The following is a 25,405-nucleotide window of genomic DNA, read 5'->3' on the forward strand; positions in this document are numbered from 1 at the left end:
GAAAAAGGCCGGGATGGACCCGACCTTCCGCTTTCACCTGAGTTGACGCCGGTTCATCCGCGGTCGCCTTCCCAGGTGAATTCCCGATACGGAGCCAGATATAAAACCGCTCCGTTTCAAGATTGTGACATTCCCGAAAATCCTGCCATGAGGCGGAGAATCACTTGCCGAAACAGGCCTCCGATATCAGGCGGCCATCGCCGTTTCGGCATATTCGGGATGATTATAGTTCCAAACCTCGATCAGACACTGATGCATCAAGTCGAGATCCACCGGACCAATCCGGCTCAAGACCAGATCGAGATCATCGCGTTCAACACCCCGGTTGAGAAGCTCGACAATCGCTTCCGTCAGAATCATTTTATCGTCAAATCTGTAGCGCTGCATAAACCTGCTCCGCTAACTGCCCCAGTTCTTCATGATTTCAGACTAGACACTTATGGTTAACCAAGGCTTAAGCCATGGAAAACCAACGCAACTTCGACTGACGCCACGCAACTGATGCAAATGCTTGCCCCTGACGGCTTATTGCCGTCGCCCGTTATAAAAAAATATGCAACTATTCGAAAAAACGGCCAGAATATTAGGAGGCCGAACAAGAATAAGTCTCATTCTTACTCTATGTTCAGCCAAAGCCAAGCAAAAAATGGCGATGGTATTTATTTCATAAAACTCTTTTAAAGCGTTCACATGAGCTTTTTCAAAAGATACGCCCGGTGGTCGTTTAATCGCGTCAAACTTGGCGCGCTTGCTGCTTTGGTGAGCGCGAGTGTGTTGGGCGGCTATTTGTATACGATCCAGTATAACGGCAACGTTCATGCGATTGTGCCCGGAGAGGCCTATCGCGCAAACCAGCCCGATCCTGCGCGAATTGCTACGCTGCAAAAAGCCTATGGCATCAAGACCATCATCAATCTGCGCGGGCCCGAACCGGGATCGCACTGGTATGATCGAGAAATCGAAACTTCCGAGGCGCTCGGCATCCAGCACGTTGATTTTGAGATGTCGGCCAGTAAGCGGCTGACGCCGCAGCGCGCACGGGAATTGATAGCGCTGATGCAGAGTGCAGAAAAGCCGATCCTTATTCACTGCAAGTCGGGCTCGGATCGCACCGGCCTCGCGGCAGCGCTTTATGTGGCGGCTATTTCCAAAGGCGGCGAACGCAAGGCAGAACAGCAGATGTCCATCGCCTATGGTCATTTCGGGTTTCCATTGAGCCCAACCCGCGCGATGGAAGAGACGTTCGAAGAACTTGAACCAGCCCTCGGATTTCCTGATTCCTGAGGCTTCGTCTCCCACCTGAACGCAAAAACGCCGGGACAAGCCCGGCGTTTCTTGTAGTCTTGACGTGGCGTCTTATTCGAGGCCGACGATCTTGCCGTCATCCCACTTGAAGATGTCGAAGCTCGGCGAGCTGAGGTCGCCGTTCTCGCCGTAAGTCAGCGTGCCGATTGCGGTTTCGATAGGCTTGCCGTCATGCAGTGCCTTAGCAACGGCAGCGGAATCATCAGCCGAACCGGCGCTTTCAATACCAGCCTTGATGACTTCAACAGCAGCATAAGCGTTCATGGTGAAAGCTTCAGCCGGGATACCCTTGGCCTTAAGCGCTTCGATAGCGTCCTTGGAAGCCGGGTTCTTGGTGGCGTCCTTGGCGTTGGTGAAGAGCGTGCCCTGCGCATTGGTGCCGCCGATTGCCCAATATTCGGTATTGGACAGGCCTTCGCCGCCCAGCACCAGAGCCTGTAGGCCAGCGTCATGCAGCTGACGCGACAAGAGACCGCCTTCAGCATGGTAGCCGCCGAAATACACGACATCCGCGCCTGCCGACTTCAGCTTGGTCACCAGTGCGCTGAAATCCTTGTCGCCCGGGGTGACGGAATCGTAATGCACTTCCGTAATACCGCCCTTGTTGATCGCAGCCTTGAAAGCGTCGGCCAGACCCTTGCCATAGGCGCCCTTGTCGTGGATCACAGCGACCTTCTTGTCCTTGAAGTTCTTGAGGACATACTCAGCCATGACTTCAGCCTGCTGGTCGTCGCGGCCGCAGGTGCGGAACACATTTTCCAGCTTGCGTGCGGTCAGATCCGGACCGGTGGCGGTCGGGGTGACCATCAGCACGCCATTTTCCGAGAAAACATCGGAGACCGGAATGGCGACACCGGTCGTGACCGGACCAACAACGAACTTGATGCCGTCGCCGACGATCTGGTTCGCGGCGGAAACGCCCTGCTTCGGTTCACCGGCATCGTCGGCAAACTTCAGAACGATTTTCTCTCCCTTGATGCCGCCAGCCTTGTTGATGACTTCGGCAGCGGTTTCTGCGCCTTTCTTCACCTGATCGCCGAAAGCGGCAACCGGACCCGTCAGCGGCGCAACAACGCCGATGGTGATATCCGCATAAGCGGCGCTGGCAAAACCGAGTGTCGCGGCAAAAGCTACGCTGGACAGAAGTTTCAGGTTCATTCTTTTTCTCCTTTGGTGGGGCGGCGTCCAGGGACGCGCCCTCATCTAACCCATGATGGCAACCCATCCGGTCAATTCTCAGCGCTCATATGCTGCCGAATTGCCGGGCCCTCCCTTTTGTTTCATCTTACGATCGCAAAGGGTCGATCCAAAAGCGTGCCGCTCCGCACCCCAAAAGGGACTGGAGCCATAATATTATCCAAAACAGCTTCAGCGGTTTCGGAAAACTGCTCCAAAACGGGAACCGCTTTCGTGATGTGCTAAGAATGCATTTCCGGCTTTCGATTGCAAGGGGCCAAGTACCCACAACTACAACGAAAATCGGCTCCTCCCTTTTATGCGTTCCCTCCCTTCCATGATGGTGATTGTTTCGCAAAAAAGGCCGCGATCCCTTCCGCGGCCTCCGGTGTTTCCCATGTATCGGCAAGACGGTTGAGCGTCATATCGATGACAGCTTCGTCAATCGGCGCGACCAGCGCGTGGACGAGCCGTTTCGACGCCGCAACCGCCGCTGGTGCGGTAGAAAAATAAGGCTTTATCTCCTCTTCCACCGCCGCATCCAGCTGTTCAGCCTCGACCACGCCGTGCAGCAGGCCGATGCGCATTGCCTCCTGCGCGTCGAACAATCTGGCAGAAGTAAACATGCGTAGCGCATTCGCCTGACCGATGCGCGCCATAACATAGGGGCTGATGGTTGCCGGTATCAGGCCAAGCTTTGTCTCCGTCAGCCCGAAGCGCGCACTGGACACGCCGATGGCTGCATCGCAGACGCTGATAAGGCCAACGCCGCCGCCATAGGCCTGACCGTTGACACGCCCGATCAGCGGTTTTGGCAGATCGCGAAGCGCCTTCAGCATCAAAGCGAGCTTGCGTGCTTCCTCGATCCGCTGCGCACGGCTGGCATTCACCTGCGCCTGCATCCAGCCAAGATCGCCGCCCGCGCAAAAGCTCTTGCCCGCGCCGGTCAGCACCACGATCCTGACTTTGGGATCATCCGCCAGATGTAGCGTCGCCGTGGTCAGCTCATCAATCATCAGACCGGACAGCACGTTGTGTTGCTCCGGCCGGTTCAGCGTCAGCGTTGCAACGCCGCGTGCGTCAACTGAAACATTGATGGTCTCAAAATCGCTCATGCGGCTTTATCCTGACGCAGCGCCTGCGCGAACAATGCAGCCGACCGCAGCTTGTCCAGATTAAGCCCGGTTTCAAAACCCATTTCATGCAGCATTTCGACAACGGAAACCGTATCGACATTGCCCTTGGCGCCCGGCGCAAACGGGCACCCGCCCAGACCACCAACGGATGCATCGAACACCCGCAAGCCCTTTTCCAGACTGATGCGGATATTGTCGAGCGCACGACCGCCCGTATCGTGATAATGGCCAGCGAGGCTATGCGCGGGCGCAATGGCCAACACCGCATCCAGCATGGCCGCGACCTTATCCGGCGTACCGCGCCCAATCGTGTCACCAAGGCTCACCTCGTGGCAACCAAGCGAAAAAAGCTGCTCGGTGACATCGGCTACCGCCTGCGGCGCGGTCGGTCCGTCATAGGGGCATTCGATGGCGCAGCTGACATAGCCGCGTATCGCCAAACCGTCATTGATCGCCGCGCCGATCACCGGCGACAGGCGTTCGATGCTTTCCGCAATCGTGCAGTTGATATTGGCCTTGGAAAAGCCTTCCGAGGCGGAAATGAAAACCGCAACCTCGTCCGCATTGGCAGCGGCGGCGGCTTCATAGCCCTTCATGTTCGGCACGAGCACCGAATAGCGCACGCTATCGGCGCGGCGAATGCCAGCCATCACCTCTGCCGCATCGGCCAGTTGCGGGACCCATTTCGGGCTGACGAAACTCGTCGCCTCGATGCGGGCATAACCACAGCCGGACAGGCGGTCGATCAGCGCGATCTTGTCAGCCGTCGGCACAAAGCGCTTCTCGTTTTGCAGCCCGTCGCGTGCTGCCATTTCAACGATTTCGACATGATCAGCCATGGTCTTCCTCCAATTCGACAAGCAGCGCGCCTTCACTGACCTGATCGCCAGCCACAACGGTGATGGATGTGATCTTGCCGTCGCGCGGCGCGGTCAGTGACAGTTCCATCTTCATTGCTTCCATCGTCACCAGCGGATCGCCTTTGGCAACGCTGGCGCCCTCCACAGCGGACACAAGCCGCACCAGTCCCGGCATCGGCGCCAGAATGCGGCTTTCGGTGGCGGCGTCATCTTCCGCCCCGACAGACAGCACATGATGAAATATGGTATCGCGCCCGTCGAACTGCACCGTCACGTCCTGCCCGATGCGCAGGACGGACGCTTCCGACACGTGGCCATCGACGGAAAACCGAACCAGACCGTTTTTGTGGCTGCGGATTTCGACAGTGCCGAAATCGAAGCCGAAACGCCCCTGATCATTGATCGTGAAGCGGATTGACCGGCGCTCGCCGTGATAATCGAGCAGCGCCGAGCGCGATGCGTCGTCCCATAACCGGAAACCGCGCAGGCCCGACCATGGATCACCATTCACTGGCGCATCCAGCAGGTCGAGCGCGCCGAGCGCCGCCAGCCCAACGGCGATTTGCGAAGGCTGTTCATCGGCGAAAAGCGCTGCCGCCTCGCGAGCAATCAGCCCGGTATCGACATCGCCGTTGCGAAACACCTCCAGTTTGCAGAGCGCCGACAGGAACTGACGATTGGTAACGAGCCCCGCAATACGGGTCTTGCCCAGCGCCGCGTCGAGCCGGTTCAGCGCTTCGTCGCGATCCCGGCCATGAACGATGATCTTCGCGATCATCGGATCGTAGAACGGTGTGATCGTATCGCCGGTCCGTACACCGGAATCGACACGGGCATTTTCAGGAGGCGCGAACAGCGCAAGCTTGCCGGTTGCCGGCAGAAAGTCGCGCGCCGGGTCTTCCGCATAAAGCCGCGCCTCGAAGGCCCAGCCATGAATGGCGAGCTCGTCCTGACGTTTCGGCAGCTTTTCACCGGAAGCGACCCGCAATTGCCATTCGACCAGATCAAGGCCGGTGATGGCTTCCGTCACCGGATGCTCCACCTGCAAGCGCGTGTTCATTTCCATGAAGAAGAAACGGTCAGGCCGCAGCCCTTCCGACACATCGGCGATGAATTCCACCGTTCCCGCGCCGGAATAGCCAATGGCCAAGGCTGCCTTCACCGCCGCCTCGCCCATGGCAGCGCGCATATCCGGCGTCATGCCGGGCGCAGGCGCTTCCTCAATCACCTTCTGGTGGCGGCGTTGCAGCGAGCAATCGCGCTCGAAAAGATGCACCGCATTGCCGTGATTATCGCCAAAGACCTGCACCTCGATATGGCGCGGCTTCGTCATGTATTTTTCAACCAGCACCGCGCCGTCGCCGAACGAGGCTTCCGCCTCGCGGCGCGCACTGTCAAGCGCTGCTGCGAAATCCGCCGCCTTATCGACACGGCGCATGCCCTTGCCGCCGCCGCCTGCGCGCGCCTTGATGAGCACGGGATAGCCGATGCGGTCCGCCTCGCTTTTGAGAAAAGCGCCGTCCTGATTGTCGCCGTGATAGCCCGGCACGACCGGCACACCGGCTTTTTCCATCAGCGCCTTGGCGGCATCCTTCAACCCCATGGCGCGAATGGCCTTCGCCGATGGTCCGATAAAGACCAAGCCCGCCGCCTCAACAGCATCTACAAACCCGGCATTTTCCGAGAGAAAGCCATAGCCCGGATGGATTGCCTGCGCGCCGGTTTCCTTCGCGGCCTTGATGATCGCCTCGACATTCAGATAGCTCTGCGCGGAAATGGCAGGGCCGACGCGCACCGCCTCGTCAGCCATTTCCACATGCAGCGCATGGGCGTCGGCATCGGAATAAATCGCCACCGTGGCGATACCGAATTCCCGCGCCGTGCGGATGACCCGACAGGCAATTTCCCCGCGATTGGCAATCAGTATCTTTTTGAACATCATTCTTGCCCTCGCGGGATGCGGGCGGAAAACCGCTTTACACTTTTCCTCATCCCGCGCTCCCCTCACATTCTGAACAAGCCGAAGCGCGTCGGCTCGACCGGCGCGTTCAAGGTTGCGGAAAGCGACAGACCAAGCACTTCGCGGCTCTTGCGCGGATCGACAATACCGTCATCCCAAAGCCGCGCCGAGGCATAGAGCGGATGGCTCTGGCGTTCGAACATTTCGAGAGTCGGGCGCTTGAACTCCGCTTCCTCTTCCGCCGGCCATGTTCCGCCGCTGCGCTCGATCCCGTCGCGCTTCACGGTCGCCAGCACGCCCGCCGCCTGTTCACCACCCATCACCGCAATGCGGCTGTTCGGCCAGGTCCACAGGAAGCGCGGCGAATAGGCCCGCCCCGCCATGCCATAATTGCCCGCGCCATAGGATGCGCCAATCAGCATGGTGATCTTCGGGACATTGGCCGTCGCCACCGCCGTCACCAGCTTTGCGCCATGCTTGGCGATGCCTTCGGCCTCATATTTGCGCCCGACCATGAAGCCGGTGATATTTTGCAGGAAGATCAGCGGAATATTCCGCTGACAGCAAAGCTCGATGAAATGCGCGCCCTTGGTGGCCGCTTCGGAAAACAGCACGCCATTATTGGCGATGATGCCCACCGGCATCCCGTAAATGCTGGCAAAGCCGCAAACCAGCGTAGCGCCATAGCGCGCCTTGAACTCATCGAAATCCGAGCCATCGACCAGCCGTGCGATCACTTCGCGCACATCATAGGGAATGCGCGTATCGGCGGACACCACGCCGAGCAGTTCCTCCGGATTGCAGAGCGGAGCAGCACCGTCGCCCTTCGGAATGAAGGAGCGTTTCTCGCTGTTGAGATTGGCTGCGATGGCGCGCGCAATCTGCAAGGCATGGGCGTCGTCATTGGCCAGATGATCGGCCACGCCCGAAAGCCTTGTATGCACATCGCCGCCGCCGAGATCTTCCGCCGTGACCACTTCGCCGGTTGCGGCCTTCACCAGTGGCGGACCAGCCAGAAAGATCGTGCCCTGATTACGCACGATCACCGTCTCGTCGCTCATGGCGGGCACATAAGCACCACCTGCGGTGCATGACCCCATGACCACAGCGACCTGCGGAATGCCCGCTGCCGACATCTGCGCCTGATTGTAGAAGATGCGTCCGAAATGGTCACGATCCGGGAACACCTCATCCTGATTGGGCAGGTTGGCCCCGCCGGAATCGACCAGATAGATGCAAGGCAGGCGATTATCCCCCGCGATCTCCTGCGCGCGCAGATGCTTTTTTACAGTCACCGGATAATAGGTGCCGCCCTTCACCGTCGCATCGTTGCAGACGATCATGCATTCGCGGCCCGATACGCGCCCGATGCCGGTGATGATGCCGCCGGATGGGGCCGCCCCGCCATACATGCCGTGACCCGCCGTCAGACCGACTTCCAGAAAAGGCGAGCCCGGATCCAGCAATTGCGCGACGCGGTCACGGGGAAGCAGTTTTCCGCGAGAAACGTGACGTTCACGCGCTTTCTCGCCACCGCCATCGATGGCATGGCGAGACGCCTCGGCTACAATATCGATGGCTTCCAACATGGCTTTGCGGTTGGCCTGATAGGCAGCGCCGCGCGTCGATATCTCGGATTTCAGAACCGGCATCAACGGGTCTCCTGAAACAATTCCCGTCCGATCAGCATACGCCGGATTTCCGACGTGCCTGCACCGATTTCGTAAAGCTTGGCGTCGCGCAGCAGACGCCCGGTCGGATAATCGTTGATATAGCCGTTACCGCCCAGCGACTGGATGGCCTGCAAGGCCATCTGGGTCGCATTTTCCGCCGTATAAAGAATGCAGCCCGCCGCATCCTTGCGTGTCGTCTCGCCCCGGTCGCAGGCCGCCGCCACCGCATAAGTATAAGCACGCGAGGCGTTGAAGGTCACATACATGTCGGCCAGCTTGCCCTGCATCAGCTGGAACTCACCGATCGGCTGATCAAACTGCTTGCGCTGATGCACATAGGGCACGACGACATCGAGGCAGGCCGCCATGATACCAAGCGGCCCGCCCGCCAGCACCACACGCTCATAATCGAGACCGGACATCAGCACATTGACGCCCCTGCCGACCTCGCCCAGCACGTTTTCCGCAGGCACTTCGCAATTTTCGAACACCAGCTCGCAGGTGTTGGAGCCGCGCATGCCAAGCTTGTCGAGCTTTTGCGCGGTCGAAAAACCCTTGAAACTTTTCTCCACGATAAAGGCGCTGATCCCGCGCGAACCCGCCGCCGGATCGGTCTTGGCATAGACCACCAGCACATCCGCATCCGGGCCGTTGGTGATCCACATCTTGTTGCCGTTCAGCACATATCTGTCGCCGCGCTTTTCGGCGCGAAGCTTCATCGAAACCACGTCCGATCCAGCCCCCGGCTCGGACATGGCGAGCGCGCCGACATGCTCGCCGGAAATGAGCTTTGGCAGATATTTCGCGCATTGTTCAGGCGAACCATTGCGCTTGATCTGGTTGACGCAGAGATTGGAATGCGCGCCATAGCTGAGGCCAATCGAGGCCGATGCGCGGCTGATCTCTTCCATGGCCACGCAATGGGCGAGATAGCCGAGACCCGCGCCGCCATATTCTTCCTGCGCGGTAATGCCCAGCACGCCCAGCTCACCCAGTTCACGCCACAGATGCATGGGAAATGCGTTATTGCGGTCGGTTTCAGCGGCAAGCGGCGCAATGCGGCTTTCCGCGAAACGGCGCACCGTATCACGAAGGGCTTCGATCTCCTCGCCAAGACCGAAATTTATGCCCGAAGCAAACATACTCGTCCTCCACAAGTTCTGCCCGGCGACCATCTTCTGCAAGATGGCTTATGTGGAAGGCAGAGTGTCCCGTGGCGGCCAAATAGGCAATGGCTTTGCGCGGCGTTCTGTGGCTATTTATTGCTGGATAACGAAATTTTGTTGCGCATGTTATCCGGCGACCAATCACTCCTCCTGAAGCTCGGCAATGTCGCGATAAAGCTCCAGCGCTTCCGGATTGGCCAGCGCCTCACGGTTTTTCACATCGCGGCCATGCACGATATCGCGGACGGCAAGTTCAACGATCTTGCCGGATTTGGTGCGCGGAATATCCGCAACAGCAATGATTTTTGCCGGCACATGGCGCGGTGTCGCGCCGGTGCGAATCTTGGCCTTGACCCGCGCCTTGAGGTCGTCGTCCAGCGTCACGCCTTCGGCAAGGCGCACAAACAGCACTACCCGCACATCCTTGTCCCAGTCCTGCCCGATGCAGAGCGCCTCGGCAATCTCCGGCATCTGCTCGACCTGGTTGTAGATTTCCGCCGTGCCGATACGCACGCCGCCGGGGTTCAGTGTCGCGTCGGAACGGCCATGAATGACAATCCCGTCATGCTCGGTCCATTCGGCAAAATCGCCATGGCACCAGATATTGTCGAAGCGCTCGAAATAAGCCGCCTGATATTTGGCCCCGTCCGGATCATTCCAGAACTGCAGCGGCATGCAGGGAAACGCCTTCGTGCAGACCAGTTCGCCTTTCTGCATGCGCACCGGCTTGCCGTCATCGTTCCAGACATCGACGGCCATGCCAAGGCCAGCGCCCTGAATTTCACCCTGCCAGACGGGTTCGGTCGGCACACCCAGCACGAAGCAGGATACGATATCCGTTCCGCCCGAAATGGACGCAAGATGCACATCCGGCTTGATGGCGTCATAGACGAAGGCAAAGCCCTCGGGCGACAGCGGCGAGCCAGTGGACGAAACCGTGCGCAGCGCCGAAAGATCATGCGTTTCGCTCGGCTTCAGCCCGGCCTTCAGCACGGCATCGATAAATTTCGCCGAGGTGCCGAAATAGGTCATGCCCTCGGCGGCGGCATAATCGAACAGCACATTGCCATCGGGATAGAAAGGCGAGCCGTCATAGAGCAGCAACGTGGCCCCGGAACCGATGCCCGACGCCAGCCAGTTCCACATCATCCAGCCGCAAGTGGTGAAATAGAAGAACTTGTCGCCGTCGCGGATATCCGCATGGAGACGCTGTTCCTTCAGATGCTGCAACAGCACCCCACCGGCGCGATGGACGATGCATTTTGGAATGCCGGTCGTGCCGGAAGAAAACAGAATATAGATCGGATGATCGAAAGGCAGGCGCGTGAACTCCACCGGCTTGGCGGCAAAGGCGCCGAGCGCTTCATCGAGCGCAACGCCCTTCTCGGCTTTCTCTGCGACCGCTTCCGCTTCGCCCAGATAGCTGACGATGACCGACCGCCGCAGTCCCGGCAGCTTTGCCGTGACCTGCGCCACCTTGTCGGCCACGTCGATGCGTTTGCCATTGTACCAATAGCCATCGCAGGCAAAGAACAGTTTTGGCTCGATCTGGCCGAAACGGTCGAGCACGCCCTGCACGCCGAAATCCGGCGAGCATGACGACCAGACGGCGCCGATGGAGCTTGCGGCCAGCATCAGCGCAACCGCTTCCGGCATATTGGGCATCATGCCCGCAACGCGGTCGCCGGGTTCCACGCCTTCCGACAGCATGAATTGCTGGAGTTTCGAGACCAGCGCGTGAAGATCATTCCAGCTCAAACGACGTTCGACCTTGTCCTCGCCGCGGAAAACAATCGCGTCGTCACGGCCCTCCCGGCGCAGGAGATTTTCTGCGAAATTGAGACGCGCTTGCGGGAAGAATTTCGCCTCGCGCATATGCCCCTTATCGACAAGAGCCGTCGCGCCGCGCTCGCCTATGATGTCGCAGAAATCCCAGATGAGCGTCCAGAAGCCCGGGCGATCCTCCACCGACCAACGATGCAGCGCCGCATAATCCGGCAGATCAAGGCCGGTGCGCTGTTCGGCGCGAATGCGGAATTGTTCCAGCGTGCTGGCTGCGATGCGTTGCGCATCGGGCTGCCACAGCGGATGGTCGTGCGAAAACTGCGTGGAAACTGCCTCGGTGCTCATCATTCCTCCCTGACGCAAGCGCGGCCAATGTTTCGTTACAAGCCGCGCCGTCTGAGGTTTCTAAAAGAGACTTTCCGGCACGTCCATGCTTTTCGGGGTCATGCGTCGCGTTCGCGCATCATCGGTGCACTTTCACCCTGCCTGTCCACCCACATGTCGATACGACGCACCGCCCAGCGGTGGATCGGATTTTCAAACAGGTGCCATGCTGCGATGGCCACAAGCACACTGATCAAAGTGCAGCCGGAAATCAGTAAAAGCGCGCTGAAGCCGCTCAGTTCAGTCTCTGCGGGGAAGAGCGCAAAAGCGATCTTGAAGAAAAACTGGCCGACCAAAGGATGCAGAATGAAAATCCCGAAACTGTAACGCGACAATCTCACCAAACCCTTCCATCGCAGGGGCGTATAGATATTCTGCGTGCTGGCGGCATAGAGAATATAGGTGCAAAAATAGAGGAAGACGAGCCGCCACGGCCCCTCTAATGTTTGCACACCATCCATCGCACTTTGCGGATGATAAAACAGAAACACCACCAGACAGGCAGCCAGAGCGAGCATGATCAGCGCCTTCGGCAGTTCGTTATGCTTTCGCCGCGCCAGCCACATGCCGAACAAAAACGACGGCAGAGCGCGAAACACGCCGATGTCGGCAAATTGTATCCGCGTCAGCGATGGCGTGCCGACCGACCGCGCCAGATATTCGCCGCCCAACAAGGCAATGGCCACCACAACCAGAATCCCGTTGCCCAATCGCGCGCACAGCATGTCGAAAATCGGGAAAAATAGATACATCAGGAACAGCGCACTGAGCGACCAGCTGACGTAATTATAAGACAGGCTTTCACCGAATCCCCAACTCTGCACCAGCAACAATTGCGCCACACCGTCCCACATATTCATGTTCGGCAAGACGGCGGGATGCAAAAGCCCCTTGGCCGTCAGCACCGATATCAGCGCGAAACACACAAAGGTCGCCAGATGCAATGGGTAGATCCGCGCAAGGCGCTTGCCGACGAAAGCCGCATAGTGGCGCAGGTCCCAGATATAATTTGCACGCCGCGCCAGAAAGAGACCGGAGACTATAAAAAAGACATCTGTAAAATAAGCAAATGTTGATATAAGCTCAGACAGTGCATCATTCTTGACGGAAACCCGAAAAGAATAATGAAAAAAAGCGATCCCTATACACAATACAAATCGGAGACCGTCGAAATCTGGAAGCCGTTTCATTTCAAGACATCTTAAAGAATCAGAATAGGGATGTCAGTATACGCTTCCGCGATAAAGTCGAGCGTGAAATGACCTTGCGCGCAAGAAATTCGATAAAGATCAAAAGCCGACTCTCAGAGCCTGAATCAAAAAGCGGCATGTGTGCGAAAATGGTGATTCTCGAGTACCGGAGCGAAACGTATTCAAGGCACGTGAGCACCGGGACGAAGAAAATCTCCATTTTCGCATACATAGGACGTCTTTTGGAACAGTCTCTCAGCAATCACCGTCCTCTGGCTTCTGCGATGAGCCTTGAAATTAAACAGGATCAATCATCTGAGTAGTTAACGATTATTGGAGAAGAGTCATCCATAGCACAGAAGTTGAAATGGCATGTGGCACAACACGGGATAAACACTTAGTGGAACTATCCGCGATAATCGGATTTTGTATTTGATCTTCCACTAAAGAAGCACTCCTCTTCTGTCGTGTGTGTCTCCTTATCTGATAAAGTCTCCCTCCTAAAACACCCACTCTCTCCCACTGATCAGGATCTAAGGGTGTTATGCGATAATTTGTACTGCTTTCCCTGTATAAACGAGTAAGATCAGTAGATATTTCGTCAAGCATACCTTCATTTCTTATTGGATCTTGAATATAATTATACATATTACGATTAAGTCGACTGAGATACTCAAACCTATCAATTCCTATAATGTATTCTGCATAAATTTCAAAACCTTCATTCTCGTTTTGATATCGAGGATCATTTCGCGGCGCGTGCGCGGGATCATCCACTCTATTCATGCCTGATGGCCCCTCAAACAAGTTTCCCGGAGCCCATAAAAAATAGTCACTGAACGCATCTAAGCCATCCGGCTCAAGCGTTCCTCCAGGCACCACTCGACCACTCGCAAAACCATCCGCAAGATCCATGGCCTGCGCAACTTCAGTATAGGTTATAGCAGGACAGGTAGCCGTTCGCCTGCGATCACGAGAATCCGAAGCCATCCGACCAAACGTATTCCGCGCCATAGTCCTGAAATTAATCCAGGCTGTATGCAACCTCCGTAAATGGCCCGGGTGTGCCACTACGGTTGCAAAAAAGGCTCGAAGACGTTCTTGAGGAATAATATGGTGGCGACTTGCCTCAATGGGAAACTCTTGCGGAGAGCCTTGACGAGTCGCTGTATTCCTCGTCAGATCAAGCGTGTACCGGGACAACGAAAGAAAGGGGGCGACCGCCCTTAATTGGCGTGCTAATGAAAATGCACCTTTGAGAGGAGGATCAACTGCATTGGCCTTCATCGGAAAAGTAACGAGAACAATTAAAAGAGAACTAAAGATAGCCTTTTTTATATACATATGATTATCCAATAAATCATCTAAATATAAAATTATATTAGATTAGAAATTTTTTCATCATGTGAGCAATTTAATTGATATAAAAACACGTGATCCGAGAAACAATATTTATTATATTTAATGAATAATCAAATTATATTACTTTGGATCAACATCAATTTTCCATACGTCGCCACTATTTTCGGTACAAAATAAAGTTACAGGATAATAACCAGTTTTAGCTGTTAGCAAAAGAGAATACATAGCGCGCCCGTACTCTTTGTTTAATCCTTGATCCTTCGACAAAGTTAACCATGTATTTCTATCATCCTCTTCTATCGAGAATGTTGGATAATATTTAGACGCTTCATAGGAAATCGCCTTAATATGTACCTTGGTTGTATTGTCCGGACATTTTTTATAATCATTAGCGTAAGCATTCTCATGCATAGCGATAAATGAAACTATGATCGAAGCGACAGTAAATAATTTAGCTGGAATTTTCATAAACTATCCCTTTTAATTACAATCAATACAGTATGTTGCAAAACTACCAAACCGGAGATACTTTCAGCTATTATAAGCCAGATTTTAAGAAAAGTATTCAAAATATTTTAATAGTAAACACGAATAGACGGAACATACTCCAACAAACTATTCTTTGTATACTAGAGCAATTCCTGTAGAAATGGAATCGTGGGACCGCTCTATCCATTTGTTTATACGCATTATTCTACGCGTCGAAGCGGGACCAGAAATCGGTCCAGTGGACTGATTTCCCCGCGTAGGCGCTACGCACTTTTGCTGGAAATGTTCCAATTGCAATAATTAGCAGAAGCTTACGCAACAATATACAGCAGTATATTGCTAAATATTCGTCTTTCGCAGATTTTGCGCTTAGAGCCTGAACCATAATGAATGGAGCAGATCAGACAGATGTAAGGATAAACTTGGTCAGTACCGTGGTAAGCATTTGTGGAACGCGAGCGCATGTGGCGGTATGCCAAGACATCGAAAATAAAGTGGAAATTCAATTCACAAAGTGAATGGTGGAGCCAAGCGGGATCGAACCGCTGACCTCCTGCATGCCATGCAGGCGCTCTCCCAGCTGAGCTATGGCCCCATCAGTCCTCTTTCGAGGTGGGCCAGGCAGAACTTGCTGCCCGGTGTGGCGGCTTATTAAATGGCGTTTGCCAGAAGATCAAGAGCTAAATCGCAACTCTTTTCACATCTGCGAAAATAATTTGTCCAATGCTCGCATACGCCCCCGGAGGCTGTGGAAAGCGCTCAACGATCACGCCAAAAAGAAAGGGCAGCGCGGGCTGCCCTTTCCGTAATTCCAGAAATTCAAAGCGATTCCCGAAGGATCAGCCTTCTTCGTCGTCGCCGCCGACGCCACCGCCGAGAATGCCCGACATATCGTCGTCCTCATCTTCCTCTTCTTCGAGGAAGGTGTCGTCATCGTCGTCACCCAGATCGACATCGTCGTCGTCGATATCCGGCAGATCGTCGCCGCCGCCCTTTGCTTCGTCGTCGGCATCTTCGAGCGAAACGAAATCCGGCTTTTCCAGCGCCGTATCCAGTTCTTCCTCTTCGGCTTCCTCTTCAACGACGCGTGCTTCCGCATTCGCGTCGAAATAGGAACGCGGATAGGAGATGCCGGTGTAAGGCGAAACGATCGGATCGCGGTTCAGATCGTAAAACTTCTTGCCCGTTTCCGGGTCGATGCGCTTGGTACCAAGTTCAGCTTTTGCCACGTTGAGCCTCGTGAGTTTTATTCCCGTTACGCCCGTGGCGCGCGGCCACTTTTATAAAGGGGGCATAAATTCATTTCAAAAACGCGCCTGCTGAGCTTCTCAGGCCACCACTATGGTTCTTATTATACCCCGGAGCCGGTTGCATAGCGAGAAAAGCGGGTGGTGCGCGCCTTAGACTTTGTTGTTCGGTGCATAAACGCAATTTGGCGCATTTGTCAAAGCGAAAGACGCCGAATGACCCAGACTCTTTCTCATAGAGAGGTCCAACGGGGCATCGGCAGCGTATTCACGGATGACCGCATGGTATTACTATGCTAGTGAAGCCCCGCTTATCTCTCAATCCCGGCGCGTGTTCGCGCCAAAAATGCGACAGTGAAAAATCCATGTCCCATTCCGCTTCCCCGAAACCTGCAGTCGCCCGCCGCTCGGAGGCATTGGCTGGCGAAATTCGCATTCCGGGCGACAAGTCCATTTCTCACCGCTCTTTCATGTTCGGCGGCCTGGCATCGGGCGAGACCCGCATCACCGGTCTGCTGGAAGGTGAAGACGTCATCAATACCGGCCGCGCCATGCAGGCCATGGGCGCCAAGATCGAAAAAGATGGCGATACCTGGATCATCAATGGCGTCGGCAATGGCTGCCTGCTTGAACCGGAAGCCCCGCTTGATTTCGGCAATGCCGGCACGGGCGCGCGGCTGACCATGGGCCTCGTCGGCACCTATGACATGACCACCGCTTTTATCGGCGACGCTTCGCTTTCGCGCCGCCCGATGGGCCGCGTGCTCGACCCGCTGCGCCAGATGGGCGTGCAGGTGAAGTCGACGGATGGCGACCGCATGCCGCTGACCCTCGTTGGACCGAGCGTCGCCAATCCGATCACCTATCGTGTGCCGATGGCCTCCGCGCAGGTAAAGTCGGCAGTTCTGCTGGCCGGTCTCAACACGCCGGGCGTCACGACGGTCATCGAGCCGATCATGACCCGCGACCATACCGAAAAGATGCTGCAGGGCTTTGGCGCTGATCTCACCGTCGAGACCGACAAGGATGGCGTGCGCCATATCCGCATCACCGGACAGGGCAAGCTCACCGGCCAGACCATCGATGTTCCGGGCGACCCGTCCTCGACGGCTTTCCCGTTGGTAGCAGCGCTGCTGGTCGAAGGTTCGGATGTCACCATCCGAAATGTTTTGATGAACCCGACCCGCACGGGCCTCATCCTCACCTTGCAGGAAATGGGCGCCAACATCGAAGTCTTCAACGAACGCCTTGCCGGCGGCGAAGATGTCGCCGATTTGCGCGTGAAGTCGTCTCGGCTGAAGGGTGTCACCGTTCCGCCGGAACGTGCGCCTTCGATGATCGACGAATATCCGGTGCTGGCCATCGCCGCGAGTTTCGCTGAAGGCGAAACCGTGATGGACGGGCTCGATGAGCTGCGCGTCAAGGAATCGGACCGCCTGGCAGCTGTTGCCCGCGGCCTTGAAGTCAATGGCGTTGATTGCACGGAAGGCGAGATGTCGCTGACCGTTCGCGGTCGTCCGGACGGCAAGGGGCTCGGCGGCGGTGTCGTCGCGACCCATCTCGATCACCGTATCGCGATGAGCTTTCTTGTCATGGGCCTCGCTTCGGAAAAACCTGTGACCGTTGACGACAGCACGATGATTGCCACCTCCTTCCCGGAATTCATGGATCTCATGACCGGAATGGGCGCAAAGATCGAGCCGAGCGAAGCCGAATGAACCCGTTCATCGTCGCCATCGACGGACCGGCAGCCTCGGGCAAGGGAACCCTTGCCCGGCGCATCGCCACGCATTACGGCATACCGCATCTCGATACCGGCCTGACTTATCGCGCCGTCGCCAAGGCGCTTCTCGATAAGAACCTGCCGCTCGATGACGAGCTGCTGGCGGCCGACGCCGCACGCCATCTCGACTTGCGCGAAATGGACAAGACGGTGCTGTCCGCCCATGATATCGGCGAGGCCGCATCGAGGGTCGCGGTCATGCCAGCCGTGCGGCGTGCGCTTGTCGAAGCCCAGCGCCATTTTGCGGCGGCCCTTCCGGCCAGCGTTCTCGACGGCCGCGATATCGGCACTGTGGTCTGCCCCAAGGCGGAGATAAAGCTGTTCGTTACCGCCTCGCCGGAAGTGCGCGCGGAGCGGCGTTATGACGAGATCGTTTCGAAGGGCGGCACTGCCGATCTTGGCGAGATTCTCGCCGATCTGAAGAAGCGCGACGAGCGCGACACCAACCGCACCGATTCTCCATTGCGCCCTGCTGAAGACGCGCACTTGCTTGATACGAGCGAAATGAGTATAGAAGCGGCATTTCTGGCGGCGAAAAACCTCATTGATGAGGCTCTCGCGCGCCATAAGGCATGATGATCAGGCATTTTGCTGCTCTTTGAGCTCAATCTGCCCCGGAAATGCTGGAAAAATGCCAGATTGGCCCTATATAGGCTGCTCTGATAGAGCATGAAGAATAGTCTGACTTCGCGTTCCACGCGCCGGTTGTCCGCAAGGACGGAGCCGAGGTTGGACAGTGTACAACACGAACCCCCGGCGCCGCATCCGATGAATTTTCCGGATGCATCAGGAGTATATATGTCTCAATCCAACCCCTCCCGCGCAGATTTCGAGTCCCTGCTGGCAGAATCCTTCGCGCAAAATGATCTTGCTGAAGGCTATGTCGTCAAGGGCCGCATCGTTGCCATCGAAAAGGACATGGCGATCATCGACGCCGGTCTGAAGGTCGAAGGCCGCGTACCGCTGAAGGAATTCGGCGCAAAGGGCAAAGACGGCACGCTGAAGCCGGGCGATGAAGTTGAAGTTTACGTCGAGCGTATCGAAAACGCTCTCGGCGAAGCTGTTCTCTCGCGCGAAAAAGCACGCCGTGAAGAAAGCTGGGTCAAGCTCGAGCAGAAGTTCGCCAATGGCGAGCGCGTCGACGGCGTGATCTTCAATCAGGTCAAGGGTGGTTTCACCGTCGACCTCGACGGCGCTGTTGCCTTCCTGCCGCGTTCGCAGGTCGACATCCGTCCGATCCGCGACGTCACCCCGCTCATGCACGTCCCGCAACCGTTCGAAATCCTCAAGATGGACAAGCGTCGCGGCAACATCGTTGTCTCGCGTCGTACCGTTCTTGAAGAAAGCCGTGCGGAACAGCGTTCGGAAATCGTCCAGAACCTTGAAGAAGGTCAGGTCGTTGAAGGCGTCGTCAAGAACATCACCGATTACGGTGCGTTCGTTGACCTCGGCGGCATCGACGGTCTCCTGCACGTGACCGACATGGCATGGCGCCGCGTCAACCATCCGTCGGAAATCCTCACCATCGGCCAGACGGTCAAGGTGCAGATCATTCGCATCAACCAGGAAACCCATCGTATCTCGCTCGGCATGAAGCAGCTCGAGAGCGATCCTTGGGATGGCATCGGCGCGAAGTACCCGATCGGCAAAAAGATCACCGGCACCGTCACTAACATCACCGACTACGGTGCATTCGTGGAAATCGAGCCGGGCATCGAAGGCCTCATCCACGTTTCCGAAATGTCGTGGACCAAGAAGAATGTCCATCCGGGCAAGATTCTCTCCACCACTCAGGAAGTCGAAGTCGTTGTGCTCGAAGTTGATCCGGTCAAGCGCCGCATCTCGCTGGGCCTCAAGCAGACCCTCGACAATCCGTGGACGACGTTCGCTCAGAAGTACCCGACCGGCACCGTTGTTGAAGGCGAAGTCAAGAACAAGACCGAATTCGGCCTGTTCATTGGTCTCGACGGCGACGTTGACGGCATGGTTCACCTCTCCGATCTCGACTGGAACCGTCCAGGCGAACAGGTTATCGAAGAGTACAACAAGGGCGAAGTGGTCAAGGCTGTCGTTCTCGACGTCGATATCGACAAGGAACGCATCTCGCTTGGCATCAAGCAGCTTTCGGGCGACAAGGTCGGCGAAGCAGCAGCTTCGGGCGAACTGCGCAAGAACGCCGTTGTGACCTGCGAAGTGACCGCTGTTACCGATGGTGGCCTCGAAGTTCGCCTGGTCGATCACGACCTGGAAAGCTTCATCCGCCGCTCGGATCTTTCGCGTGATCGCGAAGAACAGCGTCCGGAACGCTTCACGGTCGGTCAGAAGCTTGACGCGCGCGTCATCGCTTTCGACAAGAAGACCCGCAAACTGCAGGTCTCGATCAAGGCGCTCGAAATCGCTGAAGAAAAGGAAGCTGTCGCTCAGTACGGTTCGACCGACTCCGGCGCTTCGCTCGGCGACATCCTCGGTGCCGCTCTGAAGAAGCAGGAAAAGAACTAAGCTTTCCCCCTTCTTGCAAACATGGAAAGCCCGCTTTATAGCGGGCTTTTTCTTTGGAATTATTAATGAGTACTTGAATTATCGTATTTTAATTATTTCTAAAATTGAATTGACTATTTCGATCATCCGAACTATCTCCAATTGTTACTTATATTTGATTTGCATTATTTAGGAGAAGTATATTGGGTACAAGAATTACCATCATCGCGTCTGGTATTCTGGCTTTAATGGCCACTGGCGCCCATGCAGCGGATGCCGTCGTTCCGGAAGTGCCCATCGCACCAGAAGCACCGATTGCCGCGGCCTTCAACTGGGGTGGCGCTTATATCGGCGGGCAGGTCGGATACGGATGGGCAAATACCAAATTCTCGGCGGGACCGACCCACACTTCAAAAGGAAAGCTGGATGGCTTTCTCGGCGGTATTTATGCCGGCTATAATTTTGATACCGGGACAAATGTTATCTTGGGCGTCGATGGCGATTTTACCGGTTCAGCGGTTGGCAAGACTGAATCTGTCGGGGATCTCGCGTCGGGCGAAACGCACTTGCGTTGGTCTGGGGCAGCCCGCGCGCGCGTGGGTTACGCTGTTGACCGTTTCCTGCCTTATATCGCTGGTGGCGTGGCATTCGGCAACATCGAAGACAAGCTGCATATTTTTAACGAGAAAGCTTATTCTGATTCGAAAACACAGACCGGCTGGACCATCGGCGCTGGTGTTGACTACGCTATAACCAACAATATCGTCACCCGCCTTGAATATCGTTACACCGATTTCGGTAAACGCAATTTTGATCTCGGCACACCTAGCGTCAATTTCAAGGAAGATATGTCTTCCAACGATGTTCGTTTGGGCGTTGCTTATAAATTCTGATTGGTCCTCTGACGTCTGTTCAGGAAACAGCCCTGTCTCTCACTGAGGTAGGGCCGTTTCCATTATACGACCCCAAGCAGGTGAATGAGACCGAGACTAATGCATCCCAGCGCCAGAAGCGAAAGTACCGCCGTCAGTGTTACGCGCCCACCCGCCTGTGCGACCGAGCGCACATCGACGCCAAGACCAAGCGCCGCCATTGAAATGATCGTCAGAAGCGTCGACGCGTATTGGATGCCGGGCAACAGCGCTTCCGGAATAAGATGCAGCGAGTGCAGCGCCATCATCGCCAGAAAGCCGAGGATGAACCACGGCACCAGCTGGAAAAAGCCCGGCTTCGCGCCCGCATCCTTGTTGCCCGCAAGGACAGCCAGCGCCAGAATGACGGGACCGAGCATCAGTACGCGCACCAGCTTGACCAGCGTGCCGAGCTGTACGCTGATGGTAGCGACCGGAGCCGTCGCGGCCAGCACCTGCGGCACGGCATAGACCGTCAGCCCTGCGAGCACGCCATATTGCGTATGCGACAGGCCGAGAAGCGGCACCAGCAACGGCAGGCACAGCACCACCACAACGCCGAGGATTGCCGTGAAAGCAATCGAAGCGGCAACATCCTCGCTTTTGGCCCCAATGACCGGTGCCGTTGCCGCAATGGCCGAATTACCACAAATCGAATTGCCGCAGGCCACCAGCACCGCCATGCGATGCGGCAGCTTCAACAGTCGCCCGATGCCGTAACTCAAGGCTATCGCCACCACCACGACGCAGGCAATGCCGAGAATAAGGCCGGAACCGGCGGCGATCACCGCGCTGACGCTGATGGATGCGCCGAGAAGCACCACCGCGATTTCCAGAATCATCTTTGCCGAAAAGCCGATACCTTTGCTGAACTGCTTGCCGGGGCGCAGCAACGTGCGCACCATCGTGCCGAGCAGAATGGCAATCACCAGCGCTTCCAGCCACGCCCTGCCCGCATAATGGGCCTCAATCTTCTCAAGACCGATGGCCACAGCGGCGACGCCGACGCTGAGTGCTAGTCCGGGCAGAATGTTCTGAATTTTTGAGTATGTCATTATCGGCATTTCATATCGAAAGAGAATTCCATTCCGATTTGATGCCTGATTTTATCTGTTCATTCCATTTCATTATATGGCATAAATCATTCTATAAAATCGAACGGTGTATGCCATGACCCTGGAACAATTGCGTATTTTCATTGAAGTGGCAGAGCGCGAGCACCTGACCCGCGCCTCCGAGGTGCTGCATCTGACGCCTTCGGCGGTCAGTTCTGCGATCCGCAATCTCGAAGAGCGTTACGGCGCGACGCTGTTCAACCGCATCGGGCGGCATATCGAGCTGACCGGAGATGGGCGGCTCTTCCTTGACGAAGCGCGTGCAACGCTGGCCCGCGCACGGTCTGCTGAGCGTATGCTGTCCGAATTCGGGGGCGGCAAGCGCGGGATTCTCTCTATCCACGCCAGCCAGACCATCGCGAGTTACTGGCTACCGCCTTTTCTGGCGCAGTTTCACAGCACTCACCCCATGATCGAGGTGCGCCTGACACTGGGCAATACGGAAAGCGTGACCGAGGCAACGCAAGAGGGTGCAGCCGATATCGGTCTGGTGGAAGGTTCCGTGCAGGCGCCAGCACTTTCCATCAGCCGGGTAGCGACGGACCAGCTTATTCTGGTTGCGCGTCCTGGCCATGCGTGGAGCGGCGCGGGACGCCTTTCCTGGGACCGGCTGTTCGAAGGAAAATGGATACTGCGCGAACAGGGATCGGGCACACGCAGCGTGTTCGAAGACGCCATGCGCGCCAGCGGCTATAACCCCACCCGGTTGAATGTGGCCTTGGAACTGCCTTCCAACGAGGCGATTTGTTCAGCCGTTCGCGCTGGCGATTACGTCACCGCCATATCGGAACTGGTGGCCGCGCCGCATCTTGCCGCCGGTACGCTTGTCAGGGCGGAGTTTGTCCTGCCACAACGCCAGTTTCTCATGCTGCTGCACAATGACCGCTACAGAACAAAAGCGCTGCAAGCCTTTGCCGATGTGCTCTTGAGCGCTTCCCCTCAACGGATCTGACGCAGCAATTCAGCTTGGGGGAAGCAGGTCGAAGCCATGCCATTCTTTGCCTGCCATAGACCGATTGAGCGGCGCGTCTTGAAGCCCGGCAATCCGTCCGGCTTGCCCACATCGTAACCCTGCGTCTGCAAGCGCTTCTGCATCGCGCCTATATCGGAACGATACATCGTACCGACATTGCCCCATGGCTGCTGGAAATCGCGTGCACCAAAAGCGATGCGGTCGCCAACATGGCCAATGAAGAGCGCGTAGAGATCGCTCATATTATAGTCCTTGAGCACATAGAAATTCGGGCTCACGATGAAGGCCGGGCCAAAGCGACCGGCAGGCATCAGCAGAAAGCCTTCGCCCTTCATTTCAGCCGCTGGAAAAGCCTTGCCGTTGACACGCGTGATACCCAGCTTTGCCCATTCGGCAATTGGCTTGCCCTGATCGGGCCCTTCCAGCGAGCACGACACGCTCTGCGGGACATTGACCTCGTAACCCCAGTCGCGCCCTTTCTGCCAGCCGTGCAGCTTCAGATAATTGGCGATGGACGCCAGTGTATCCGGCACAGAATTCCAGATATCGCGCTTGCCGTCGCCGTCGAAATCGACCGCGTGCTGGAGATAGGACGTCGGCATGAACTGCGGCTGGCCAAGTGCGCCAGCCCATGAGCTTTTCATGGCGCTTTCGTCGATATAGCCTTTCGAGGCGATTTCGAGCGCCGCGATCAGTTCCTTGCGGAACATGTCCTTGCGCGTCGCCATAAAGGCCTTCGTGCCCAGAACTTCGAACACGTTGTAGGGAATATTCACCGTGCCGAAGCCGGATTCACGGCCCCATATCGCGACGACAATCGGCCCCGGAACACCGTATTTCTGTTCGATGCGTTTCAGCAGACTGGCATATTGGCTGTAGCGCGCCTGACCGCCAGTGGTAACGGTGCTCATAGTCTTGGCGTTGAAATATTTGCCCGGCGCGCCGAACTCTGCCTGTTTCTGCTCTTTCGGCGTCGATGGTTTTTCGCCGGGAATGACCAGATCGGGCAATTTCCAATTGATGCTCACACCGGCAAAAGCCTGATCGAAGATGGCGCGGGAAACACCGGCTGCCTTTGCTTCTGGCCACAGATCCCTCTCGATCCAGTTGCGATACTGGCCTTCGACCTGCGCCTTGGAGGGCGCTGCGACAGCGGGAGAAACAGCAAGAATGACGGCAAGACCCAGAGCAGTTTTCAAAGCATGCTTCCAACGGCTTGCTGCCATCATGTTTCTCCTGAAAAGCTAGAGCGGTTCCGGTTAAAATGGAATCGTGGAACCGCTCTATCTATTTGTTTTTACGCATTATCCTGCGCAAAACCGCTACGCACTTTTGCTGGAAATGCTTTAGAGGGTGGTTCTCGCTCGCAAGGCGGCAGCCAGCGTGCCTTCATCCAGATAATCGAGTTCGCCGCCCACCGGCACGCCATGGGCAAGCCGTGTGACGCGGACCTCGAAATTCGCCAATTGGTCGGTAATGTAATGCGCCGTGGTCTGACCTTCGACAGTCGCATTGACCGCCAGAATCACTTCCTTGATCTCGCCGGTGGCGACACGTTCCACCAGCCCCTTGATATTGAGGTCGTCGGGACCGATGCCATCGAGCGGCGACAGGCGACCGCCCAGAACGTGATAGCGCACATTCATCGTGCCCGCCCGTTCCAGCGCCCAGAGATCGGACACGTCTTCCACCACGATCAGCGTGGAAGGGTCGCGACGCTCGTCCGTGCAGATAGTGCAGGGATCGGACGTATCGACATTGCCGCAGCACGAACAGATGCGCACTTTCTCGGCGGCTTCCTGCATGGCGCCGCCCAGCGGCACCAGAAGCGCTTCTTTCTTCTTGATGAGATGCAGCGCCGCACGGCGCGCCGAACGCGGCCCCAGACCCGGTACGCGGGCCAGAAGCTGGATCAGACGTTCAATTTCAGGACCGGCGATTCGTTTGGACATTTTCTTAAGGGAGTAAGGGAGTAGGGGAATAAGTGAGTAGGGGGAGGAGAATGAGGGAATATGCGACATGGCGGCAATCAGCCAACCAAACATACTCCCCTATTCCCTTATTCCCCTACTCCCTTAAAACGGCAGCTTGAAACCCGGAGGAATCGGAAGCCCCGCCGTCAGCGACTGTGTCTTTTCGGCCATCACGGCTTCAAGCTTTGCCTTGGCATCGTTGTGGGCTGCGATGATCAGGTCTTCGAGGATTTCAACCTCGTCTTCCTTGGCCAGCGACGGATCGATCTTCAGCGCCGACAAGGTGCCCTTGCCGGACAGGGTGATCGTCACCAGACCGCCGCCGGAAGAGGCCGTGGCTTCAAGATTGGCGATTTCGTCCTGCATGGCCTTCATCTTGGCCTGCAATTCCTTCGCCTGCTTCATCATGCCCATCATGTCACGCATGGGTTTACTCCAT

23 protein-coding genes and 1 tRNA gene are annotated in these 25,405 nt (G+C 56.5%); 7 read left to right on the top strand and 17 right to left on the bottom strand.

Translation table 11 applies throughout. The features are described from left to right. Positions 1-186 precede the first annotated feature (186 nt). Positions 187-387 (bottom strand): hypothetical protein, encoded by a 201-nt coding sequence (locus JAU75_RS06840; RefSeq protein ID WP_199055719.1) that lies wholly within the window; start codon positions 385-387, stop codon positions 187-189. 303 nt (positions 388-690) lie between these two features. On the opposite strand from JAU75_RS06840, the gene JAU75_RS06845 reads away from it, so the two are divergent. Further along, a complete protein-coding gene (locus JAU75_RS06845; RefSeq protein WP_199055721.1) occupies positions 691-1,284 on the top strand; it encodes a tyrosine-protein phosphatase in 594 nt (197 codons plus the stop codon). A 72-nt stretch (positions 1,285-1,356) separates the two neighbouring features. Here the strand turns inward: JAU75_RS06845 and JAU75_RS06850 are convergent, their stop codons facing one another. The 4 genes from JAU75_RS06850 to JAU75_RS06865 form a co-directional block, all read right to left on the bottom strand. Beyond that, complete coding sequence (locus tag JAU75_RS06850; protein WP_199055723.1) at positions 1,357-2,463, bottom strand: branched-chain amino acid ABC transporter substrate-binding protein; 1,107 nt, start codon at positions 2,461-2,463, stop codon at positions 1,357-1,359. Between the two features lie 335 nt (positions 2,464-2,798). Continuing rightward, a complete protein-coding gene (locus JAU75_RS06855; RefSeq protein ID WP_199055725.1) occupies positions 2,799-3,596 on the bottom strand; it encodes a crotonase/enoyl-CoA hydratase family protein in 798 nt (265 codons plus the stop codon). After that, the gene (locus tag JAU75_RS06860; RefSeq protein WP_199055727.1) at positions 3,593-4,456 is read right to left on the bottom strand and encodes a hydroxymethylglutaryl-CoA lyase; all 864 of its coding nucleotides are present in this window, start codon (positions 4,454-4,456) and stop codon (positions 3,593-3,595) included. The genes JAU75_RS06855 and JAU75_RS06860 overlap by 4 nt, the downstream gene beginning before the upstream one ends. Then, entirely contained in the window at positions 4,449-6,416 is a 1,968-nt protein-coding gene (locus JAU75_RS06865) for an acetyl/propionyl/methylcrotonyl-CoA carboxylase subunit alpha (protein ID WP_199056024.1), read from the bottom strand. The genes JAU75_RS06860 and JAU75_RS06865 overlap by 8 nt, the downstream gene beginning before the upstream one ends. Here JAU75_RS06865 and JAU75_RS24220 point away from each other — a divergent pair. After that, positions 6,364-6,492 carry a lipoprotein gene (locus JAU75_RS24220; protein WP_371836119.1) on the top strand — a complete coding sequence of 43 codons (129 nt, stop codon included), beginning with the start codon at positions 6,364-6,366 and terminating at the stop codon, positions 6,490-6,492. The genes JAU75_RS06865 and JAU75_RS24220 overlap by 53 nt on opposite strands. Here JAU75_RS24220 and JAU75_RS06870 read toward each other — a convergent pair. The 8 genes from JAU75_RS06870 to JAU75_RS06905 form a co-directional block, all read right to left on the bottom strand. Then, a complete protein-coding gene (locus JAU75_RS06870; RefSeq protein ID WP_199055729.1) occupies positions 6,482-8,089 on the bottom strand; it encodes a carboxyl transferase domain-containing protein in 1,608 nt (535 codons plus the stop codon). The two genes, JAU75_RS24220 and JAU75_RS06870, sit on opposite strands and share 11 nt — an antisense overlap. After that, positions 8,089-9,252, bottom strand: coding sequence for an isovaleryl-CoA dehydrogenase (locus tag JAU75_RS06875; RefSeq protein WP_199055730.1), 1,164 nt, complete (start codon positions 9,250-9,252; stop codon positions 8,089-8,091). Before JAU75_RS06875 ends, JAU75_RS06870 begins: the two co-directional genes overlap by 1 nt. A gap of 165 nt (positions 9,253-9,417) precedes the next feature. Then, complete coding sequence (locus JAU75_RS06880; protein WP_199055731.1) at positions 9,418-11,406, bottom strand: acetoacetate--CoA ligase; 1,989 nt, start codon at positions 11,404-11,406, stop codon at positions 9,418-9,420. Positions 11,407-11,504: 98 nt separating this feature from the next. Next, complete coding sequence (locus tag JAU75_RS06885) at positions 11,505-12,635, bottom strand: acyltransferase (RefSeq protein WP_199055732.1); 1,131 nt, start codon at positions 12,633-12,635, stop codon at positions 11,505-11,507. Between the two features lie 330 nt (positions 12,636-12,965). After that, entirely contained in the window at positions 12,966-13,979 is a 1,014-nt protein-coding gene (locus JAU75_RS06890) for a hypothetical protein (RefSeq protein WP_199055733.1), read from the bottom strand. A 138-nt stretch (positions 13,980-14,117) separates the two neighbouring features. Beyond that, entirely contained in the window at positions 14,118-14,465 is a 348-nt protein-coding gene (locus JAU75_RS06895; protein WP_199055734.1) for a hypothetical protein, read from the bottom strand. A gap of 540 nt (positions 14,466-15,005) precedes the next feature. Beyond that, positions 15,006-15,081, bottom strand: a tRNA-Ala gene (locus JAU75_RS06900). A gap of 244 nt (positions 15,082-15,325) precedes the next feature. After that, on the bottom strand, positions 15,326-15,715 hold the full coding sequence (locus tag JAU75_RS06905; RefSeq protein ID WP_199055735.1) for a TIGR02300 family protein: 390 nt from the start codon (positions 15,713-15,715) through the stop codon (positions 15,326-15,328). Between the two features lie 383 nt (positions 15,716-16,098). Between JAU75_RS06905 and aroA the strand changes: the two genes are divergently transcribed. The 4 genes from aroA (at position 16,099) to JAU75_RS06925 (ending at position 20,887) form a co-directional block, all read left to right on the top strand. Beyond that, positions 16,099-17,451 carry a 3-phosphoshikimate 1-carboxyvinyltransferase gene (gene aroA / locus JAU75_RS06910; protein ID WP_199055736.1) on the top strand — a complete coding sequence of 451 codons (1,353 nt, stop codon included), beginning with the start codon at positions 16,099-16,101 and terminating at the stop codon, positions 17,449-17,451. Beyond that, positions 17,448-18,092: a (d)CMP kinase gene (gene cmk, locus JAU75_RS06915; RefSeq protein ID WP_199055737.1), complete on the top strand. Its 645-nt coding sequence runs from the start codon at positions 17,448-17,450 to the stop codon at positions 18,090-18,092. The genes aroA and cmk overlap by 4 nt, the downstream gene beginning before the upstream one ends. A gap of 222 nt (positions 18,093-18,314) precedes the next feature. Continuing rightward, positions 18,315-20,015: a 30S ribosomal protein S1 gene (rpsA, locus tag JAU75_RS06920; protein ID WP_199055739.1), complete on the top strand. Its 1,701-nt coding sequence runs from the start codon at positions 18,315-18,317 to the stop codon at positions 20,013-20,015. Between the two features lie 182 nt (positions 20,016-20,197). Next, entirely contained in the window at positions 20,198-20,887 is a 690-nt protein-coding gene (locus JAU75_RS06925; protein WP_371836120.1) for an outer membrane protein, read from the top strand. Positions 20,888-20,949: 62 nt separating this feature from the next. On the opposite strand, the gene JAU75_RS06930 is transcribed toward JAU75_RS06925, so the two are convergent. Continuing rightward, positions 20,950-21,969 (bottom strand): YeiH family protein, encoded by a 1,020-nt coding sequence (locus tag JAU75_RS06930; protein WP_199055741.1) that lies wholly within the window; start codon positions 21,967-21,969, stop codon positions 20,950-20,952. Between the two features lie 106 nt (positions 21,970-22,075). Between JAU75_RS06930 and JAU75_RS06935 the strand changes: the two genes are divergently transcribed. Beyond that, the gene (locus JAU75_RS06935; protein ID WP_199055743.1) at positions 22,076-22,972 is read left to right on the top strand and encodes a LysR family transcriptional regulator; all 897 of its coding nucleotides are present in this window, start codon (positions 22,076-22,078) and stop codon (positions 22,970-22,972) included. On the opposite strand, the gene JAU75_RS06940 is transcribed toward JAU75_RS06935, so the two are convergent. From JAU75_RS06940 to JAU75_RS06950, 3 genes are all read right to left on the bottom strand, one after another. Further along, positions 22,960-24,219, bottom strand: a complete 1,260-nt coding sequence (locus JAU75_RS06940) for a lytic murein transglycosylase (protein ID WP_199055745.1) — start codon at positions 24,217-24,219, stop codon at positions 22,960-22,962. The genes JAU75_RS06935 and JAU75_RS06940 overlap by 13 nt on opposite strands. A gap of 120 nt (positions 24,220-24,339) precedes the next feature. Then, positions 24,340-24,945, bottom strand: coding sequence for a recombination mediator RecR (gene recR, locus JAU75_RS06945; protein WP_199055746.1), 606 nt, complete (start codon positions 24,943-24,945; stop codon positions 24,340-24,342). Positions 24,946-25,068: 123 nt separating this feature from the next. Then, positions 25,069-25,392, bottom strand: coding sequence for a YbaB/EbfC family nucleoid-associated protein (locus tag JAU75_RS06950; RefSeq protein WP_078337775.1), 324 nt, complete (start codon positions 25,390-25,392; stop codon positions 25,069-25,071). Positions 25,393-25,405: the final 13 nt, after the last annotated feature.

Origin of the sequence: Ochrobactrum sp. Q0168, assembly GCF_016427605.1 — a bacterium.
In the GTDB taxonomy this organism is placed as follows: domain Bacteria; phylum Pseudomonadota; class Alphaproteobacteria; order Rhizobiales; family Rhizobiaceae; genus Brucella.

Excerpts from the sequence above, each read along its gene's own strand:
- JAU75_RS06840 (WP_199055719.1), bottom strand. The coding sequence starts at position 387 with ATGCAGCGCTACAGATTTGACGATAAAATGATTCTGACGGAAGCGATT.
- JAU75_RS06845 (WP_199055721.1), top strand. The coding sequence starts at position 691 with ATGAGCTTTTTCAAAAGATACGCCCGGTGGTCGTTTAATCGCGTCAAA.
- JAU75_RS06850 (WP_199055723.1), bottom strand. The coding sequence starts at position 2,463 with ATGAACCTGAAACTTCTGTCCAGCGTAGCTTTTGCCGCGACACTCGGT.
- JAU75_RS06855 (WP_199055725.1), bottom strand. The coding sequence starts at position 3,596 with ATGAGCGATTTTGAGACCATCAATGTTTCAGTTGACGCACGCGGCGTT.
- JAU75_RS06860 (WP_199055727.1), bottom strand. The coding sequence starts at position 4,456 with ATGGCTGATCATGTCGAAATCGTTGAAATGGCAGCACGCGACGGGCTG.
- JAU75_RS24220 (WP_371836119.1), top strand. The coding sequence starts at position 6,364 with ATGACCCGACAGGCAATTTCCCCGCGATTGGCAATCAGTATCTTTTTG.
- JAU75_RS06865 (WP_199056024.1), bottom strand. The coding sequence starts at position 6,416 with ATGTTCAAAAAGATACTGATTGCCAATCGCGGGGAAATTGCCTGTCGG.
- JAU75_RS06870 (WP_199055729.1), bottom strand. The coding sequence starts at position 8,089 with ATGCCGGTTCTGAAATCCGAGATATCGACGCGCGGCGCTGCCTATCAG.
- JAU75_RS06875 (WP_199055730.1), bottom strand. The coding sequence starts at position 9,252 with ATGTTTGCTTCGGGCATAAATTTCGGTCTTGGCGAGGAGATCGAAGCC.
- JAU75_RS06880 (WP_199055731.1), bottom strand. The coding sequence starts at position 11,406 with ATGAGCACCGAGGCAGTTTCCACGCAGTTTTCGCACGACCATCCGCTG.
- JAU75_RS06885 (WP_199055732.1), bottom strand. The coding sequence starts at position 12,635 with ATGAAACGGCTTCCAGATTTCGACGGTCTCCGATTTGTATTGTGTATA.
- JAU75_RS06890 (WP_199055733.1), bottom strand. The coding sequence starts at position 13,979 with ATGTATATAAAAAAGGCTATCTTTAGTTCTCTTTTAATTGTTCTCGTT.
- JAU75_RS06895 (WP_199055734.1), bottom strand. The coding sequence starts at position 14,465 with ATGAAAATTCCAGCTAAATTATTTACTGTCGCTTCGATCATAGTTTCA.
- aroA (WP_199055736.1), top strand. The coding sequence starts at position 16,099 with ATGTCCCATTCCGCTTCCCCGAAACCTGCAGTCGCCCGCCGCTCGGAG.
- cmk (WP_199055737.1), top strand. The coding sequence starts at position 17,448 with ATGAACCCGTTCATCGTCGCCATCGACGGACCGGCAGCCTCGGGCAAG.
- rpsA (WP_199055739.1), top strand. The coding sequence starts at position 18,315 with ATGTCTCAATCCAACCCCTCCCGCGCAGATTTCGAGTCCCTGCTGGCA.
- JAU75_RS06930 (WP_199055741.1), bottom strand. The coding sequence starts at position 21,969 with ATGCCGATAATGACATACTCAAAAATTCAGAACATTCTGCCCGGACTA.
- JAU75_RS06935 (WP_199055743.1), top strand. The coding sequence starts at position 22,076 with ATGACCCTGGAACAATTGCGTATTTTCATTGAAGTGGCAGAGCGCGAG.
- JAU75_RS06940 (WP_199055745.1), bottom strand. The coding sequence starts at position 24,219 with ATGGCAGCAAGCCGTTGGAAGCATGCTTTGAAAACTGCTCTGGGTCTT.
- recR (WP_199055746.1), bottom strand. The coding sequence starts at position 24,945 with ATGTCCAAACGAATCGCCGGTCCTGAAATTGAACGTCTGATCCAGCTT.
- JAU75_RS06950 (WP_078337775.1), bottom strand. The coding sequence starts at position 25,392 with ATGCGTGACATGATGGGCATGATGAAGCAGGCGAAGGAATTGCAGGCC.